At 74.3% G+C, this 15,210-nt stretch carries 20 protein-coding genes and 3 tRNA genes; 9 read left to right on the forward strand and 14 right to left on the reverse strand.

What is annotated here, in order from left to right; genetic code table 11:
- Nucleotides 1-14 precede the first annotated feature (14 nt).
- Together secE and ACQP04_RS32490 are read right to left on the reverse strand one after the other, a co-directional pair.
- Nucleotides 15-365 (reverse strand): preprotein translocase subunit SecE, encoded by a 351-nt coding sequence (secE, locus tag ACQP04_RS32485; RefSeq protein WP_037046065.1) that lies wholly within the window; start codon nt 363-365, stop codon nt 15-17.
- A 61-nt stretch (nt 366-426) separates the two neighbouring features.
- Nucleotides 427-502 (reverse strand) — tRNA-Trp (locus ACQP04_RS32490).
- A 199-nt stretch (nt 503-701) separates the two neighbouring features.
- On the opposite strand from ACQP04_RS32490, the gene ACQP04_RS32495 reads away from it, so the two are divergent.
- Nucleotides 702-1,940 (forward strand): pyridoxal phosphate-dependent aminotransferase, encoded by a 1,239-nt coding sequence (locus ACQP04_RS32495; protein ID WP_433504285.1) that lies wholly within the window; start codon nt 702-704, stop codon nt 1,938-1,940.
- A 60-nt stretch (nt 1,941-2,000) separates the two neighbouring features.
- On the opposite strand, the gene ACQP04_RS32500 is transcribed toward ACQP04_RS32495, so the two are convergent.
- From ACQP04_RS32500 to rpmG (ACQP04_RS32545), 10 genes are all read right to left on the reverse strand, one after another.
- Nucleotides 2,001-2,210 carry a hypothetical protein gene (locus ACQP04_RS32500; protein ID WP_433504286.1) on the reverse strand — a complete coding sequence of 70 codons (210 nt, stop codon included), beginning with the start codon at nt 2,208-2,210 and terminating at the stop codon, nt 2,001-2,003.
- A gap of 97 nt (nt 2,211-2,307) precedes the next feature.
- Nucleotides 2,308-2,739, reverse strand: coding sequence for a MaoC family dehydratase (locus ACQP04_RS32505; protein WP_433504287.1), 432 nt, complete (start codon nt 2,737-2,739; stop codon nt 2,308-2,310).
- Nucleotides 2,736-3,173 carry an FAS1-like dehydratase domain-containing protein gene (locus ACQP04_RS32510; protein ID WP_358209690.1) on the reverse strand — a complete coding sequence of 146 codons (438 nt, stop codon included), beginning with the start codon at nt 3,171-3,173 and terminating at the stop codon, nt 2,736-2,738. Before ACQP04_RS32510 ends, ACQP04_RS32505 begins: the two co-directional genes overlap by 4 nt.
- A gap of 5 nt (nt 3,174-3,178) precedes the next feature.
- Nucleotides 3,179-3,346, reverse strand: coding sequence for a 50S ribosomal protein L33 (gene rpmG, locus ACQP04_RS32515; RefSeq protein WP_037046058.1), 168 nt, complete (start codon nt 3,344-3,346; stop codon nt 3,179-3,181).
- 48 nt (nt 3,347-3,394) lie between these two features.
- Nucleotides 3,395-3,467, reverse strand: a tRNA-Met gene (locus ACQP04_RS32520).
- 27 nt (nt 3,468-3,494) lie between these two features.
- Nucleotides 3,495-3,570, reverse strand: a tRNA-Thr gene (locus tag ACQP04_RS32525).
- Nucleotides 3,571-3,961: 391 nt separating this feature from the next.
- Entirely contained in the window at nt 3,962-4,267 is a 306-nt protein-coding gene (gene rpsN, locus ACQP04_RS32530) for a 30S ribosomal protein S14 (protein ID WP_433504288.1), read from the reverse strand.
- Complete coding sequence (rpmB, locus tag ACQP04_RS32535) at nt 4,267-4,503, reverse strand: 50S ribosomal protein L28 (RefSeq protein ID WP_433504289.1); 237 nt, start codon at nt 4,501-4,503, stop codon at nt 4,267-4,269. The genes rpsN and rpmB overlap by 1 nt, the downstream gene beginning before the upstream one ends.
- A 4-nt stretch (nt 4,504-4,507) precedes the next feature.
- A complete protein-coding gene (rpsR, locus tag ACQP04_RS32540; RefSeq protein WP_433504290.1) occupies nt 4,508-4,762 on the reverse strand; it encodes a 30S ribosomal protein S18 in 255 nt (84 codons plus the stop codon).
- 8 nt (nt 4,763-4,770) lie between these two features.
- A complete protein-coding gene (rpmG, locus tag ACQP04_RS32545; protein WP_269323010.1) occupies nt 4,771-4,920 on the reverse strand; it encodes a 50S ribosomal protein L33 in 150 nt (49 codons plus the stop codon).
- A gap of 100 nt (nt 4,921-5,020) precedes the next feature.
- Here rpmG (ACQP04_RS32545) and mrf point away from each other — a divergent pair, with 100 nt between their 5' ends.
- The 7 genes from mrf to ACQP04_RS32580 all read left to right on the forward strand — a co-directional run bounded on the left by mrf (nt 5,021) and on the right by ACQP04_RS32580 (nt 13,598).
- Nucleotides 5,021-6,280 carry a ribosome hibernation factor-recruiting GTPase MRF gene (gene mrf, locus ACQP04_RS32550; protein WP_433504291.1) on the forward strand — a complete coding sequence of 420 codons (1,260 nt, stop codon included), beginning with the start codon at nt 5,021-5,023 and terminating at the stop codon, nt 6,278-6,280.
- Nucleotides 6,280-6,462: a 50S ribosomal protein L32 gene (gene rpmF, locus ACQP04_RS32555; protein ID WP_433504292.1), complete on the forward strand. Its 183-nt coding sequence runs from the start codon at nt 6,280-6,282 to the stop codon at nt 6,460-6,462. The genes mrf and rpmF overlap by 1 nt, the downstream gene beginning before the upstream one ends.
- Before the next feature lie 91 nt (nt 6,463-6,553).
- Complete coding sequence (locus tag ACQP04_RS32560; protein ID WP_433504293.1) at nt 6,554-6,739, forward strand: hypothetical protein; 186 nt, start codon at nt 6,554-6,556, stop codon at nt 6,737-6,739.
- 58 nt (nt 6,740-6,797) lie between these two features.
- Nucleotides 6,798-9,914 carry a helix-turn-helix transcriptional regulator gene (locus ACQP04_RS32565; RefSeq protein ID WP_433504294.1) on the forward strand — a complete coding sequence of 1,039 codons (3,117 nt, stop codon included), beginning with the start codon at nt 6,798-6,800 and terminating at the stop codon, nt 9,912-9,914.
- A 52-nt stretch (nt 9,915-9,966) separates the two neighbouring features.
- Nucleotides 9,967-11,259, forward strand: a complete 1,293-nt coding sequence (locus ACQP04_RS32570; RefSeq protein ID WP_433504295.1) for a cytochrome P450 — start codon at nt 9,967-9,969, stop codon at nt 11,257-11,259.
- A complete protein-coding gene (locus ACQP04_RS32575; RefSeq protein ID WP_433504296.1) occupies nt 11,256-12,893 on the forward strand; it encodes a class I adenylate-forming enzyme family protein in 1,638 nt (545 codons plus the stop codon). Before ACQP04_RS32570 ends, ACQP04_RS32575 begins: the two co-directional genes overlap by 4 nt.
- Before the next feature lie 486 nt (nt 12,894-13,379).
- The gene (locus ACQP04_RS32580; protein WP_433504297.1) at nt 13,380-13,598 is read left to right on the forward strand and encodes a hypothetical protein; all 219 of its coding nucleotides are present in this window, start codon (nt 13,380-13,382) and stop codon (nt 13,596-13,598) included.
- Nucleotides 13,599-13,613: 15 nt separating this feature from the next.
- Here ACQP04_RS32580 and ACQP04_RS32585 read toward each other — a convergent pair whose 3' ends face one another.
- A complete protein-coding gene (locus ACQP04_RS32585) occupies nt 13,614-13,832 on the reverse strand; it encodes a hypothetical protein (RefSeq protein WP_037046035.1) in 219 nt (72 codons plus the stop codon).
- A 244-nt stretch (nt 13,833-14,076) separates the two neighbouring features.
- On the opposite strand from ACQP04_RS32585, the gene tenA reads away from it, so the two are divergent.
- Nucleotides 14,077-14,745, forward strand: a complete 669-nt coding sequence (gene tenA, locus ACQP04_RS32590) for a thiaminase II (protein WP_433504298.1) — start codon at nt 14,077-14,079, stop codon at nt 14,743-14,745.
- A 45-nt stretch (nt 14,746-14,790) separates the two neighbouring features.
- Here tenA and ACQP04_RS32595 read toward each other — a convergent pair whose 3' ends face one another.
- Nucleotides 14,791-15,210: a phage holin family protein gene (locus tag ACQP04_RS32595; RefSeq protein ID WP_433504299.1), complete on the reverse strand. Its 420-nt coding sequence runs from the start codon at nt 15,208-15,210 to the stop codon at nt 14,791-14,793.

Consider the following 15,210-nt stretch of genomic DNA (forward strand, 5'->3'; position numbering starts at 1 on the left):
GGCTCACCTGCGGGCTAGGCGCCGAACAGGGCTTCCACGCCCAGCCCGAACACCCAGTCCAGGAGCGACACCAGCGCGACCATGAAGGCGACGAAGACGAGCACGACGATCGTGTAGGTCACCAGCTGCTTGCGCGTGGGCCAGATGACCTTGCGCAGCTCCGCCACGACCTCGCGGAGGAAGCGGACCAGCCTGGCGAACGGCGACGCCTTGCGGGGCGCCCCGCTGCCGCGCGAGGGCGTCGGGCGGCCCTTGCCCGGCGTGGTCACCGCACCGGCACCGGACGACGACGGCGACGTGCGCCGCCCGCGGCGGTCGGCCGCGGACGTCGGGCGCTCCCGCCCGGGCTCACGCTCGTCGCTCACCGCTCGTCCTCACCGGCGGGCGGACGCCCGCACCTCGTCTCGTTCCTGCTGTCGTCCCAGGTGGCAGGGGTGACAGGACTTGAACCTGCAACCTGCGGTTTTGGAGACCGCTGCTCTGCCAGTTGAGCTACACCCCTACGCTGCCCCGGCCCGCCGCGTCGGGGACACGACGGGTTCGGAGCAGGCACACCGGAAGATCCGGTGCGCCCGGCGAATCGAGTGTACGGCACCCGTTCCCGGGCCCTTCACCCGCGGCCCCCCGGGAGAGATCCGCGCGGGTCCGCGGGCCGAAACCCGCTCGCGCGAGGGTACGCGCGGTGCGCGAGGATGAGGGCCATGTCCGCACCGACAGCATCGACCGCTGGAACGTCGCAGAAGCCCCGGATCTCCACCCGGATCGGGAACATCGCCGAGTCCGCCACCCTCGCCGTCGACGCGAAGGCCAAGGCGCTCAAGGCCGAGGGCCGCCCGGTGATCGGCTTCGGCGCGGGCGAGCCGGACTTCCCCACGCCGCAGCCGATCGTCGAGGCCGCCGTCGCCGCCGCGCAGGACCCGAAGAACCACCGCTACTCCCCCGCGGGCGGGCTCCCCGAGCTCAAGGCCGCGATCGTGGAGAAGACGAAGCGGGACTCCGGCTACGAGATCGCCGCGAACCAGGTCCTCGTGACCAACGGCGGCAAGCAGGCCGTGTACGAGACCTTCGCGACGCTGCTCGACCCGGGCGACGAGGTCATCCTCCCCGCCCCGTACTGGACCACCTACCCCGAGGCCATCGCCCTGGCCGGCGGCGTGACCAAGGTCGTCGTCACGGGGTCGGAGCAGGACTACCTGCCCACCGTCGACCAGCTCGACGCCGCCCGCACCCCCGCCACGAAGGTGCTGCTGTGGTGCTCGCCGTCGAACCCGACCGGCGCCGTCGCCCCGCGCGAGCTCACCGAGGCCGTCGGCCGGTGGGCGCTCGAGAACGGCATCTGGGTGGTCACGGACGAGATCTACGAGCACCTGGTCTACGACGGCGCCGAGGCCGTCTCGCTGCCCGTCGCCGTCCCCGAGCTGGCCGACACCACCGTGGTGCTCAACGGGGTGGCCAAGACCTACGCGATGACGGGCTGGCGGGTCGGCTGGATGGCCGGCCCCACGGACGTCGTCAAGGCGGCGACGAACCTGCAGTCGCACCTGTCGTCGAACGTCGCGAACGTGTCGCAGCGCGCGGCGGTCGAGGCCCTCACCGGGCCGCTCGACGCCGTCGCCGAGATGCGCACCGCCTTCGACCGCCGCCGCCGCACCATCGTCGAGCTGCTCTCGGCAATCCCCGGCGTGCAGTGCCCCACGCCGAAGGGCGCCTTCTACGTCTACCCGGACGTGCGCGAGCTGCTGGGCAAGCAGATCCGCGGGCAGAAGATCGAGACCAGCCTCGACCTGGCGGCCGCCGTGCTCGAGCACGCCGAGGTGGCCGTCGTGCCCGGCGAGGCGTTCGGCACCCCGGGCTACTTCCGCCTCTCCTACGCCCTGGGCGACGACGACCTGCGCACCGGCGTCGAGCGGATGGGCGCGCTGCTGCGCGAGGCCCAGTAGAGGACCCTGGACACACACGAGGGGCGGGCGCCGACGGCACCCGCCCCTCGTCGCGTCGGGCTACTTGTCGAGGTCGGCCAGGGCGGCGAGCGCGGAGGCGCGCTGGAAGTACTTCCACTTGGCCAGGTCGCCGACCGACTTGATGCCGAGGGCGGCCAGCGCCTCGTCGTGCTTCTCGGTCAGACCCTCGAGGGCCGACGGCGGGGCGGAGAGGATCTCCGACGCCGTCTTCTCCTCCCAGGCCTTGTCCACCAGCTTCCCGAACTTCACGTGGTGCTCCCTCCGTGTGGCGCGGGCCCGTGCGGACCCGGGACGCAGGCAGCATCGACCCACTCGGCGATCACGGCAACCGGACACGCCCGCCGGCTCAGCCGGGGAGGACGACCTCCGCGGTGGCCCTGCCCAGCACGGACCTGCCGTCGGACACGGCCTTGACGTCGATCCGGGCGACGCGCACACCGTCCGACTCGGTGACGTCCGCGACCGTCCCGGTGATCTCCACGAGGGCCCCCGTGTCGTCGTCCGGGACGACGACGGGGCGGGTGAAGCGGGTGCCGTAGCTGCGCACCAGCGAGGGGTCGCCGACCCAGTCGGTGACGACCCGGCCGGCCACGGCCATCGTCAGCATCCCGTGCGCGATCACACCGGGCAGCCCGGCCACGCCCGCGACGCGGTCGCTCCAGTGGATCGGGTTGAAGTCGCCGGAGGCGCCTGCGTAGCGGACCAGGTCGGCCCGGGTGAGGTGCAGCCGCAGCGGCGGCAGCTCGTCGCCCTTCGCGGCGTTCTGCGGGGTGCTCATGCCTGGGTCACCAACAGCGAGCTCGTGGTGGCGACCGGCTCGCCCGCGGCGTCGGCCACCTCGCAGCGCAGGGTCAGCATGTGGCTGCCCGCGCGCGTGCGCAGCTCGTCGACGTGGATCGTGGTGAACAGCTCGTCGCCGCCGTGGATCGCGCGGTGGAAGGTGATGCGCTGGTCGCCGTGGACCATCCGCGTGTAGTCCCAGCCGAAGTCGGGGTCCCGGAGGAACGCCTCGATCAGCGGCATGGTGAACGTCGTCGAGAACGTCGGCGGCGCGACCAGGTCGGGGTGACCGGCCGCGCGCGCGACGTCGAGATCACGGCTCAGCGGGGAGGTGTCCCCGATCGCCGCGGCGAACTCGCGGATCTTCTCCCGGCCGACCTGGAAGGGACCGGCGGCCGGGAGCGAACGGCCGACGAAGGACTCGTCGGGCACTGCCGTCAGCGGGTCTCGCGGTGGGCGCGGTGGGTGCCGCAGTTCGGGCAGAACTTCTTGACCTCGAGCCGGTCGGGGTCGTTGCGCCGGTTCTTCTTGGTGATGTAGTTCCGGTGCTTGCACTGCTCGCACGCCAGCGTGATCTTCGGCCGGACGTCGGTGGCCTTCGCCATCGCGGGTGCCTCCTGCTTAATTCCTGCTTCGAGCTCGGATCGTGTGTGTAGCGGTGGCCGGACTTGAACCGGCGACACAGCGATTATGAGCCGCTTGCTCTACCGACTGAGCTACACCGCCTCGCGAAGCCGGTCACACCTACCTCGCTGGAGCCCCTTTACGGAATCGAACCGTAGACCTTCTCCTTACCATGGAGACGCTCTGCCGACTGAGCTAAAGGGGCGGCACGGCCCTCCGGGGACTTCCCCGTCGGACCTGCAGAACTCTACACAACCCCCGCGACGGGCCGCCAACCCGGGGGTCCCCCTCCCCGTTCTCGCAGCTCCCCTGCCCGCGCGCGGGGTCGGTGGAACGGGTGGGGCGGGGTCGTGAGCGGGGATCACCGCCGGAGCGACGATCGCCACTCACGAGGCCGGGCTCAGGAAGGCGGGGGTGCCCACGAGCCCGCACACCCGCCGAAGCGCTTCACAGGCCGTCGACGGCGTGTGTGGCGCGATCCGCGGGTGTGAGGGGCGACAGGAGCGGGTGTGCGACACCCCGCCGGCCGCGGGCGAGCCGGCGAAGGCACGACCAGCCGGCCGCGAGCGAGCGGCCGGCGCTCCGGCCGGGGTGGATCACCAGGACGATGTGGTGACCCCGGGGAGCATTCCGGCGTGGGCGAGCTCACGGAGCTTCACGCGGGAGACGCCGAACTTCCCGACGTACCCCCGCGGCCGGCCGTCCGTCGAGTCCCGGTTGCGCACCCGGGTCGCGCTCGCGTCCCGGGGCTGGCGGCGCAGCTCGCGCAGCGCCGCCTCCCGCTCGGTGTCCGGAGTCGTGGGCCGGGCGATGACCCGCTTGAGCTCCCGGCGCCGCTCGGCGTGCCGGGCCACGACCTCCTTGCGCCGCTCGTTGCGGGCGATCTTCGCCGTCGTCGCCATCAGACCTTCTCCCCCCGCGCGCGGATGCGCGCCACCGCGGCCTCGACCCCGATCCGGTCGACCAGCGTGATCGCCTTGGCCGACAGCCGGATCCGGACGTGCCGGTTCTCCGACGGCAGCCAGTACCGCCGGTCCTGCACGTTGGGGTCGAACCGGCGCGGGCTGCGCCGGTGCGAGTGCGAGACCGTCCGGCCGAAGCCCGGCTCGCGACCGGTCAGCTGACACCTGCGGGACATGTGCTCACCCCCGCCCCGCGTGCGGGTACGGCAGCAGCGCCATCTCCCGCGCGTTGCGGATCGCGACGGCGACCTGCCGCTGCTGCTGCGGCGTCAGCCCGGTGACCCTACGGGCCCGGATCTTGCCGCGGTCGGAGACGAAGGTCCGCAGGAGCGCGGTGTCCTTCCAGTCGACCTCGGTGAGGCCGCGGGCGTGCAGCGGGTTGGCCTTCTTCCGCGGCGACCGGACCGGACGCTGCGCTGATGGTCGGCTTCGCATGCTCGGCCTCAGCGCTCCTCTCGGAACTCGACGTGCCGGCGGACCACCGGGTCGTACTTGCGCAGCACGAGCCGGTCGGGGTCGTTGCGGCGGTTCTTGCGGGTCACGTAGGTCGTGCCCGTGCCGGCGGTCGACCGCATCTTGACCACGGGACGCACAGCGGCGGACTTGGCGGCCACGCCACCCTCCTCTCGTATCGGGAACGATTGTCATTTACGGTAACACCCGTCGACCCCGACCCCTTCCCGAGGAGGGCCCATGCCCGACACCGAACTGCTCGTGGTCACGGGCCTGTGCACCGAGGGCGTGGAACGCGTCCTCGCCCGGCTGCGGACCGCCGATCCCGGCGTCGTGGTCGTGCACCACGACCTGCGCGACATCGCCCGCGGGCGGCTGCACCGCCGGATCCGCGACCGCGACACCGACACGTGGACCGAGCTCGAGCTGGCCCACGGCTGCCTGTCCTGCACGCTGCGCGAGGACCTCCTGCCGACGCTGCGCGGGCTCGCCGGCCGGGTCCGCCGCGTCGTCCTGCACCTCGACCCCGCCCTGGAGCCCGAGCAGGTGTGCTGGGCGCTGGCGCACGTCCTGGTCGACGGAGGCGGAGCCGACCCTGGGCACGGCGTGGTGCTCACCGACCTCGTCGACCTGCGCGGGGTGATCACCGCCGTCGACGCCGCCCGCTGGCTCGACGACGCCACCGGCGACGAGCCCGTCACCGAGCGCGGCCTCGCCGACCTCCCGGACGACGAGCGCACGGTGGCCCAGGTCGCCGTCGCGCAGGCGGAGTTCGCGGACCTGATCGTGCACACCGGCTCCGCGTCGGCCTGGGAGCACGCCCGGGTCGACGCCGTCCTGGAGCGGCTGGCGCCCACCGCACCGCGGTCCCGGCTCGCCGAGCTCGACGACGACGCGGTCCTCCTGCGCCGCACCCACGCGCAGGCCCGCCGCGGCCGGCCCGACGACGTCCACGGCCCGCTGCTGCGCGGCGCCCCGCCGTTGACCACCGACTGCGGGGTGCGGCTGCTCGCCTTCTCCGCGCGCCGCCCCTTCCACCCCGACCGCCTGCACGAGGCGATCGACCTGCTGCTCGACGGCGTGGTGCGGACCCGCGGGCGGATCTGGCTCGCCACCCGGCCCGGCGACGTCCTGTGGCTGGAGTCCGCCGGTGGCGGCCTGCGGATCGGGCAGGCCGGTGAGTGGCTCGCGGGGCAGGACCCCGCGGCCTGGGACGAGGTGTCCGACGAGCGGCGGGCGCTCGCCGCGCTCGGCTGGCACCCGCGCTTCGGGGACCGGGCGCAGGACGTCGTCGTGCTGGCCCACGCGCTCGACGCCGACGGCCTCGACGCCGTCGAGGCCGGCCTGCGGTCCGCCCTGCTCACCGACGCCGAGCTCGCCGCCGGCGAGGAGACCTGGCCGGCGCTGCCGGATCCCTTCGGGTTCTGGCACACCGACCCCTGCGGCGACCCCGAACCCGCCGGTCGGGAGGCCGAGCGGTCCCGAGGAGAGGAGTCCTGATGGCCGTTCCGAAGCGGCGGACCTCGCGCAGCAACACCCGGTCCCGGCGGGCGCAGTGGCGCCGGGCGGTCCGCGGCACGGCGCCGGACCTGGTGCCGATCGTGGTCGACGGGCGGCGGTACCTGGTGCCCCGGCACCTGCTGCCCGCGTACCGGAGCGGCCTGTTGCACCCCGAGGGGTAAGGCGACCCCTCAGGCGCGGTGCGCGGCGACGGCCCGGGACGGCGTGACCGACCGATGTCCGGGGGCACCCCTCAGGCGGAGTGTCGTCGTCATGCTCTTCCTGGAGACGATGGTCGACGAGCACCGCAGCACCCTCCTCGCGGAGGCCGACCGCATCCGCACGGCCCGGCTGGCCCGGCTCTGGCGGAAGGGGCGGCGGGAGCCGCCGCGCATTCCCGTACCCCCGCCGGTGCCGCACGAGAAGTCCGCGGTCACCCGGCAGTGCCGCGCGGCGTGAGGGGGACGCCCGCGGAACTCGCCCGGAACCGTCGGGGGTCCGTGCGAGCATGACGCCCGTGCCACGTCCGGGGGTGGGGATCGGGCTGGTCGGCCGGGGGGCCGAGCGGTCCGTCCTCGCCCGTGCGCTCGAGAGGGCGCGCTCCGGGCGGGGCACGGGCGTCCTGCTGTCCGGCGACGCCGGGGTGGGCAAGTCCCGGCTGATCGCGGAGCTGTCCGCGGAGGCGGCAGGGTGGCCGGAGGAGGTCGGGTCGCCGGAGGAGGTCGGGTCGTCCGTGGCGGCAGGGGCGTCCGGACCGGGCGCGCTCGTCCTGCTCGGGCGGTGCATCGACACGGCCGGCGTGGAGCTGCCGTACCTGCCCTTCACCGAGATCGTCGGCCGGCTGCTCGCGGAGCACCCCGAGCTGGCCGAGCGGCATCCCGGGCTGGTGCGGCTCGTCCCCGGGGAGTCGTCCGCCGAGCGGGGCGGGCGCGAGCTGGGTCAGCTGCAGGTCTTCGAGGCGCTGCTGTCCGCCCTGGAGACGGTGTCGGCCGCGGGGCCGCCCGTGCTGCTGGTGCTCGAGGACCTGCACTGGGCCGATCGCTCGAGCCGGGACCTCCTCGTCTTCCTGCTCTCCCGGCTCGGCGCGGGGCGGCTGCTCGTCGTGGCCACCTACCGGGCGGACGACCTGCACCGCCGGCACCCGCTGCGGCCGGTGCTCGCCGAGCTGGTGCGGCTGCCCGCCGTCGAGCGGCTGGAGCTCGCGCCGCTGCCGCCCGCCGACGCGCTCGCCCTGGTCACCGCCCTCGCCGGCGATCTCGGGCTGCAGGAGCGCGAGCTGCACCGGCTGGCCCGGCGCAGCGAGGGCAACGCCTTCTTCGCCGAGGAGCTCGTGTCGGCCGCCGGGGGCGGCGCCGGTCTGCCCGAGGCGCTCTCGGACGTGCTGCTGGCGCGGTTCGAGCGGCTGCCCGCACCCGCGCGGCAGGTGCTGCGGGTCGCCTCGGTGGCCGGGCGCAGCGTCGCCGACGCCACGTTGGCCGAGGTCAGCGGCCTGGACACGGTTGAGTTCGAGGAGGCCGTCCGCGAGGCGGTGGCCCACCACGTCCTGGTGCCGGACGAGCGGGGCGACCTCGCCTTCCGGCACGCCCTGCTGCGCGAGGCGGTCTACGGCGACCTGCTGCCCGGCGAGCGGGCGCGGATCCACTCCCGCTACGCCGACCTGCTCGCCGCGCGGCTGGCGCAGCCCGCCCCGCCCGGCCGGCCCTCGCCCGTCGGCACCTCCCCCGCCGCCGCCCTCGCCCACCACGCCCTCGCCGCCCACGACCTGCCCCGCGCGCTCGCCGCGTCGGTGCGCGCGGCCCGCGAGGCGGACCGGGTGGGGGCTCCCGCCGAGGTCCTGCGGCACGCCGAACGCGCCGTCGAGCTGTGGTCCGCGGTGCCCGACGCCGCGACGGTCGCGGGCGCGGACGAGATCACCGTCACGCTCTGGGCGGCCTGGTCGGCGAGCGCGACCGGGGACCCGGACCGCGGCATCGCCCTGAGCACCCGCGCCCTCGAGCTGGTCGACGCCGGCACAGACCGCGAGCGCGCCGGCGAGGTCCGGGTCCGGCACGCCATCCGCCTGCTCGAGCGCACCGAGGCGACCGCGGCCGCTGCGGCGACCGTCCGGGAGGCCGTCGACCTCCTCCGGAACGGGCCGCCCACGGCCGACCTGGCCTGGGCGCACGCCATCCTGGCCCGCGCCCTCTGGCGGACGGACGACGTGCCCGGCGTGCGCGAGCACGGCGCCGCCGCCCTGCGGATCGCGCGGGAGGCCGCCACGGCCCTGCGCGCCGGCACCGCCGAGCCCCACGGCGAACACGGGGACGCGGACCCGGACACGGCGCTCGCGGAGGCGTTGCAGGACGTCGCGGCCGTCGAGGCGGACGCGCTGATCAGCCTGGCCGTGGCGGAGGAGTTCGAGGGCCGCGGCCCGCGCAGCCGGGAGCTGCTGTCCGAGGCGCTGCCGCTGGCCCGGGGCTCCGGGAACATCGGCGTGGAGCTGCGGATCTTCTACAACCGCGGGATGTCGTTCCTCGAGGAGGGCTCCGCGGCGGCCGCGGCGGCGGAGTTCGCGGCCGGGGGCCGGCGCGCCACCGAGACCGGCACCACCTGGAGCGGCTACGGCATGGACCTGCGGGTCGCCCGGCTGATGAGCGAGTTCGTCGCGGGCGACTGGGAGGCCGCAGAACACACCGCGCGGCTCGGCGGCGCGATGGTGGCCCCGGTGGTCGCGGGCCGGCTCGCGGCCGCCGGCCTGCTGGTCGAGGTCGCCCGGGGCCGGCTCGCGGAGGCCGAGCGGCGCTGGGCGGAGCTCGACTCCCGCGAGCAGGAGGACGACCAGGTGGTCCTCCTCCTCGGCGGCGCCGGCGTCGAGGCGGCCCTCTGGCGGGGCGCGCCGGAGGAGGCGCTGCGCCGGGCGGAGACCGCCCTGGCCGACCTGGAGCGGCTCCTCCCGCACCACATCGCGGCGATCATGCTCGCCGCGCTCGGCCTCGCCGCCGTCCCCGAGGGGGCGCACGAGCTGGCCGAGCGCCTGCTCGGCGTGGCGGAGGAGGCCGCCGAGAAGGGCATCCCGCGGTCGGGCTCACTGGGCGTCGAAGGGCGGGCGTGGCTGGCGCGGGCGCGCGCCGAGCGGGACCGCGTGCGCGGCGAGGCCGACGCCGCCACCTGGACAGGGGTGCTCGAGGCGTTCGGCTACGGCGAGCCGTACCGGGAGGCCGAGGCACGGGTCCGGCGGGCCGAGGCGCAGCTCGCCGCCGCGGCCCGCACCGAGGACCGGGCGGCGGCCGCCCGGCTGCGGGAGGCGGCCGTCGCCGACCTCGACGCCACGATCGAGGTGGCCGCGCGGCTGGGCGCCGAACCGCTCCGGGCGCGGGCCACGGACCTCCGCGAGCGCGCGGGGTCACGGCGGACGCGGTCGGAGCCCCCCGCGGACGGAGCCGGACCGCTCACTCCGCGGGAGGCGGCCGTCCTGGCCCTGGTGGCCGAGGGGCGCACCAACCGCCAGGTCGGCGAGGCGCTCTACATCAGCGAGAAGACCGTGAGCGTCCACCTCTCGCGGGTCATGGCGAAGCTCGGCGCCGCGGGCCGCACGGACGCGGTGGCGATCGGGTACGAACGGGGTCTCATCCCTCCCCGATCTACCGTTCAGTAACTATGGTGTGCGAGGCGCCGGTCACCGCGGACCGGCAGGAGGGACCGCATGCATGTCCACTGACGCGACCACCACGGATCACACGGCCCTCGACCCGGGACGCCCGGACCTCTCGGACGTCGAGGGGTTCTGGACCGTGCCCGTCGAGGAGCGCGCCGCCGCGTTCGCGTGGCTGCGCACCAACGAGCCGATCCCCTTCTACCCCGAGCCGGACTTCGGATACCTGGAGCCGGGCCCGGGGTTCTTCGCGCTGACCCGGCTCGACGACATCGTCGAGGCCAGCCGGACCCCGCAGGTCTTCACCTCGGGCTCGGGCTCGACCTCGGTCGTCGACCAGCCGCCGGAGTTCGCGGAGTTCTTCGGCTCGATGATCAACATGGACGACCCGCGGCACGCCCGGCTGCGCCGGATCGTCTCGCGCGGCTTCACCCCGCGCCGGCTCGCCCAGCTCACCGAGGACGTGCAGCGGTCGGCGACCCGGATCGTCGACGACGTCATCGACCGCGGCGAGTGCGACGCGGTCACCGAGATCTCGGCCCGGCTGCCGCTGAAGATCGTCTGCGACATGATGGGCATCCCCGAGAGCCAGCACCGCTTCGTGTTCGACCGCACGAACGTGATCCTCGGGGCGCAGGACCCGGAGTACGTGCCGGAGGGCACGGACGTCATCACCGCCCTGCTCACCGCGGGCGGCGAGCTCGCGGCGCTGATGAAGGACCTGGGCGCGGCGCGGGAGAAGAACCCCACGGACGACGTCACGTCCGCGCTGGTCAACGCGGAGATCGACGGCGAGCGCCTCACCCCGGACGAGCTGGCCAGCTTCTTCGTCCTGCTGGTGGTCGCGGGCAACGAGACCACCCGCAACGCGATCAGCTGGGGCCTGAAGTTCCTCACGGACAACCCGGAGCAGCGCGCGGCCTGGCTCGCCGACCTCGACGGCGTCACCCCGACCGCGATCGACGAGATCGTCCGGCTGGCCTCGCCGGTCATCTACATGCGGCGCACCCTGGCCCGGGATGCGGTGCTCGGCGGCAAGGAGCTGGCCGCGGGCGACAAGGTCGCCCTCTTCTACTGGGCGGCGAACCGCGACCCCGCGCACTTCCCGGACCCGGACCGGTTCGACGTCCGGCGCTCACCGAACCCGCACGTCGGCTTCGGCGGACCCGGCCCGCACTTCTGCCTCGGCGCCCACCTGGCCCGCCGGGAGATGGGGGTGATGTTCCGCGAGCTGCTCAGCCGCGTCCCGGACATCCACGTCACCGGGGAGCCTCAGCGGCTGCGGTCGATGTTCATCAACGGCATCAAGCACCTGCCGGCCGCCTTCACCGCCGGAGGGGCCCGGTGAACCACCCCGAGGTGCCCGTCGGCGCGGTGCTCGCCGGTTCGGCGCGCCGCTACGGCGACCGCGCGGCCGTGCACTACTACGGCCGCGAACTGACCTACGCCCAGCTGTTCGCCCGGGCCTCGGCCTTCGCGCACGCCCTGCGCGAGCAGGGCGTCGGCCGGGGCGACGTGGTCGCGATCCACCTGCCGAACTGCCCGCAGTACGCGATCGCCTACTACGGCATCCAGCTCGCCGGGGCGACGTTCACGCCGGCCAACCCGCTGCTGCCGCCCGCGGACCTCGCGGCCCAGCTGGCCGACGCCGGCGCGGTCGCCCTGGTGAGCTGGGAGGCGGCGTACCCGGCGTTCGCCGTGGTGCGGGACCAGACGCGGGTCAAGTTCGCGCTGGTCACCAACCGTGAGCAGGCCGTCGACCCCGCCGTCCGGCTCACCCCGCAGGGCGCGACGGACTTCGAGGAGTTCCACGCGCAGGCGCCCACCGAGCCGCCGGCCGTGGAGATCGACGTCCACCGCGACCTCGCCCACCTCGCCTACACCGGCGGCACCACCGGGCGGTCGAAGGGCGTGCAGCTGCCGCACCGCAACGTGGTGGTCAACGTCCTGCAGTACGCCGTCGCCGGCTCCGGCGCCCGGCCGGAGCTCGACGACCGGGGCGGCCTCGTGCTGGCCGACCAGGGCCCGGCCGAGGAGTTCCCGGTGCGGTTCGGCACCGGCGTCGTCGTCAACATCACGCCCTGGTTCCACGCGATGGGCACGGTCGGCGGGCTCAACATCCCGCTGCTGTCGGGCACCACCAGCGTGCTGCACGAGCGCTTCGACCCGGCCGCCTACCTGGCGGACGTCGAGCGCTTCGGGGCCACCTCGATGGGCGGCGCCCCGCCGCTCTACGCCGCGCTGCTGCGGCACCCGGACTTCGCCACGCGGGACCTGTCGTCGGTCCGGACGCTCAGCTCGGGCGCGGCCCCGCTGCCCGTCGAGCTGATCGAGGCGCTGCAGCGGCGGCTGGGCGAGGACCTCGTGATCGTGGAGGGCTACGGGCTCACCGAGGTCACGATGGGCGCCACGCAGAACCCGTCCGCGCGCTCCGCGGTGCGCAAGGCCGGGAGCGTCGGCCCGCCCGTCGCCGACACCGAGGTCCGGATCGTCGACGACGAGGGGAACCCGGTGCCCACGGGTACCGAGGGCGAGGTCTGCGTCCGCGGGCCGCAGGTCATGGTCGGGTACAAGGACCGGCCCGAGGAGACCGCGGCGGCGCTGCGGGAGGGCTGGCTGCACACCGGCGACGTCGGCGTCCTCGACGAGGACGGGTACCTGCGGATCGTCGACCGCAAGAAGGACATGCTGCTCTACAAGGGCTACAACGTGTACCCCCGCGAGCTTGAGGAGCTGCTGTTCCGGCAGCCGGGCGTGGTCGGGGCGGCGGTCGTGGGCCGGCCGGACGTGAACGTCGGCGAGCTGCCGGTGGCGTTCGTGGTGGCGCCGGGCCGCACCGAGGCCGAGGCCGCCGAGCTGATGGAGGCGGTGAACGCGCAGGTCCTGCCCTACAAGCGGCTGCGCGAGATCCGACTCGTCGACGAGATCCCGGTGTCGGCGGCGGGGAAGGTGCTCAAGCGGGAGCTGCGGGAGCGGCTGTAGGGACGGTCGGGCGGCGTCGGCCCGCCGGCGCCGCCCGTCCTCCAAGCCCCGGCCTGATCCGCGCGCCAGACCCGGGCAGGCTCAGCTCCAGATCGTCATGTGGCCCGGCGGGTGGAATCGGGAGGCGCCTGTTGCCGCCGTAGTTGGCCGCCCTCGCCGGCCGGCCGGATCCCCGGTCGTCGGAGGTGCGAGGAGCCCGATCGGGTGAGGCGGGCAGGGCGCGTTAACGGAGGTGTGTGACGTCACGATGAACCGGGCGTGACCGTGCTCCCCGCCGCCCCGGCCCGTCGCCCCGTGCCGGTCCCGCGCGGAGGCGGACCGGAGGAGCGGACCGTCGCCCTTCCGGCGGTTCCGGCTCAGCGCGGTCCGCGGCACGGTGGGGGTCGCGGTGAGAACCGCCGAGCGCACCCTGGCCGCTCGCACATCCAGGGCGTACACCGGCCCGACCGCATCCCGGCGGCACCGGTGGAGGAAGTGCTGCGCCGCGTGCCGGCACAGCTCGTCGAGCGGGGGCACCGCCGGGTTTCCCCGGCGCTGCACGGCGCCGCCTCGGCGGCGTACACGGTCGCTGCACGGGCGGGGAGCCTCGCGACACTCGCGGCGATGCTGGTGCTGGGCGGCGCCGTGGCCGCGTCGGCCGACGGCACGGTGCCGAGCGGTCCGGCGGCGACGACCGTGACGACCCTGCAGGAGCCCACCCCGTAGGACGGGCCCGGGGAGTCAGGCCGCGACGCCGTCCTGGTTGAGCGGGGTCTTGAGCACGTGGTCGACCAGCCGCATCACGAGCTGACCGCCGCCGAGCCGGTAGCCGAACTCCTCCCAGGTCAGGAGCTCCCGGGAGAGCACCTCACCGACGGGGCCGGGGTACAGGCGGGTGACCCGGAACGCGGCAGCGCGCAGCCGCATCTTCTCGTGATGGTCCATGGGGACGGGACTCATTCCACTCACCTCCGTGAAGGAAGGACGTGCGGGCCGGCGCGCGCTCAGCGCTGAGTCGCCATCCGTGGTGTTCCATCGTGACTCACCCCGTTTACCGGCAGGTGTCATCCTACCCGAAGAGTGACCAGTATCTCACTCTGAGCGCACGAACTGTCAGAGAGCGACTACCCCTCGCGCACATGATCACTCCATGGGTGGTTCACGCCACACCGAAGGCTGTTCCGCGGGCTCTACGGTTCCGGGCATGAGCACCCGCACGACCGACGTCCTGTGGAGGGACGTCGAGGGCGTCCACGCCGCGATCCTCGCCCACCCGTTCGTCACCGGGCTGACCGACGGCACGCTGCCGCACTCGGCCTTCCGGCACTACATCGTCCAGGACTCGCACTACCTGCGCGGGTACGCCCGCGCGCTCGCGCTGTGCGCGGCCAAGGCGCCCGGCGAGGACGACCTCGCCATGTTCTGCGCCCACGCGGCCGGCGCGATCGCCGCGGAGCAGGAGCTGCACGCCGAGCTGCTCGGCAAGCTGGACCTCACGGCCGAGCAGGCCGCGGCCCTGCCGGTCGCGCCCGCCACCCAGGCGTACGTCAGCTACCTGCTCGCCACGGCGTACTCCGGCTCCTACGCGGAAGCGGTCGCGGCGGTGCTCCCCTGCTACTGGATCTACGCGAAGGTCGGCGAGCACCTGCTCGAAGCCGGCTCGCCCGACCCGCTCTACGCCCGCTGGATCGCCACCTACGGCGGCGAGGAGTTCCAGGCCGTCGTCGACGCCGTGCTCGCCGCCACCGACCGGATCGGCGAGTCCGTCTCCGAGGCCGAGCTCGCCCGGATGCGGGCGCACTTCACCACGACCAGCCGGTACGAGTGGATGTTCTGGGACGGCGGCTACCGCGAGGAGACCTGGCCCGTCTGAGCTCGCCGCGGTGAGTGGTGCCGGAAGCACCACTCACCCCACACGTCAGCGCTGGTCGAAGCGGTCCGGGATCAGCAGGTGCAGGACGAAGCCGACGATCGCGACGACGATGGCGCCCCAGAAGCCCGGCCAGAAGCCGTCGACCACGAACGGCAGGCCGATCCGCGAGGCGAACGAGCCGACCAGCCAGAACAACAGGGCGTTGATCACCAGGCCGAACAGCCCGAGCGTGAGGATGTAGAGCGGGCAGCTGAGGATCTTGATCACGGGCTTGAGGAAGGCGTTGACCAGGCCGAAGATCAGCGCGACCAGGACCAGGGTGCCCACCCGGGCTCCCGTCGTGGTCCCGCCGAGCTCGATGCCGTCGACCAGCCAGGTGGCGACCCACAGCGCGATCGCGACCACGACCACCCGGATGACGAACGCGAGGACCCACGAGCCCTCGCGCTCGTCCACCCAGCTCAC

The organism is Pseudonocardia halophobica (assembly GCF_050948485.1).
Classification (GTDB): Bacteria; Actinomycetota; Actinomycetes; order Mycobacteriales; family Pseudonocardiaceae; genus Pseudonocardia; species Pseudonocardia halophobica.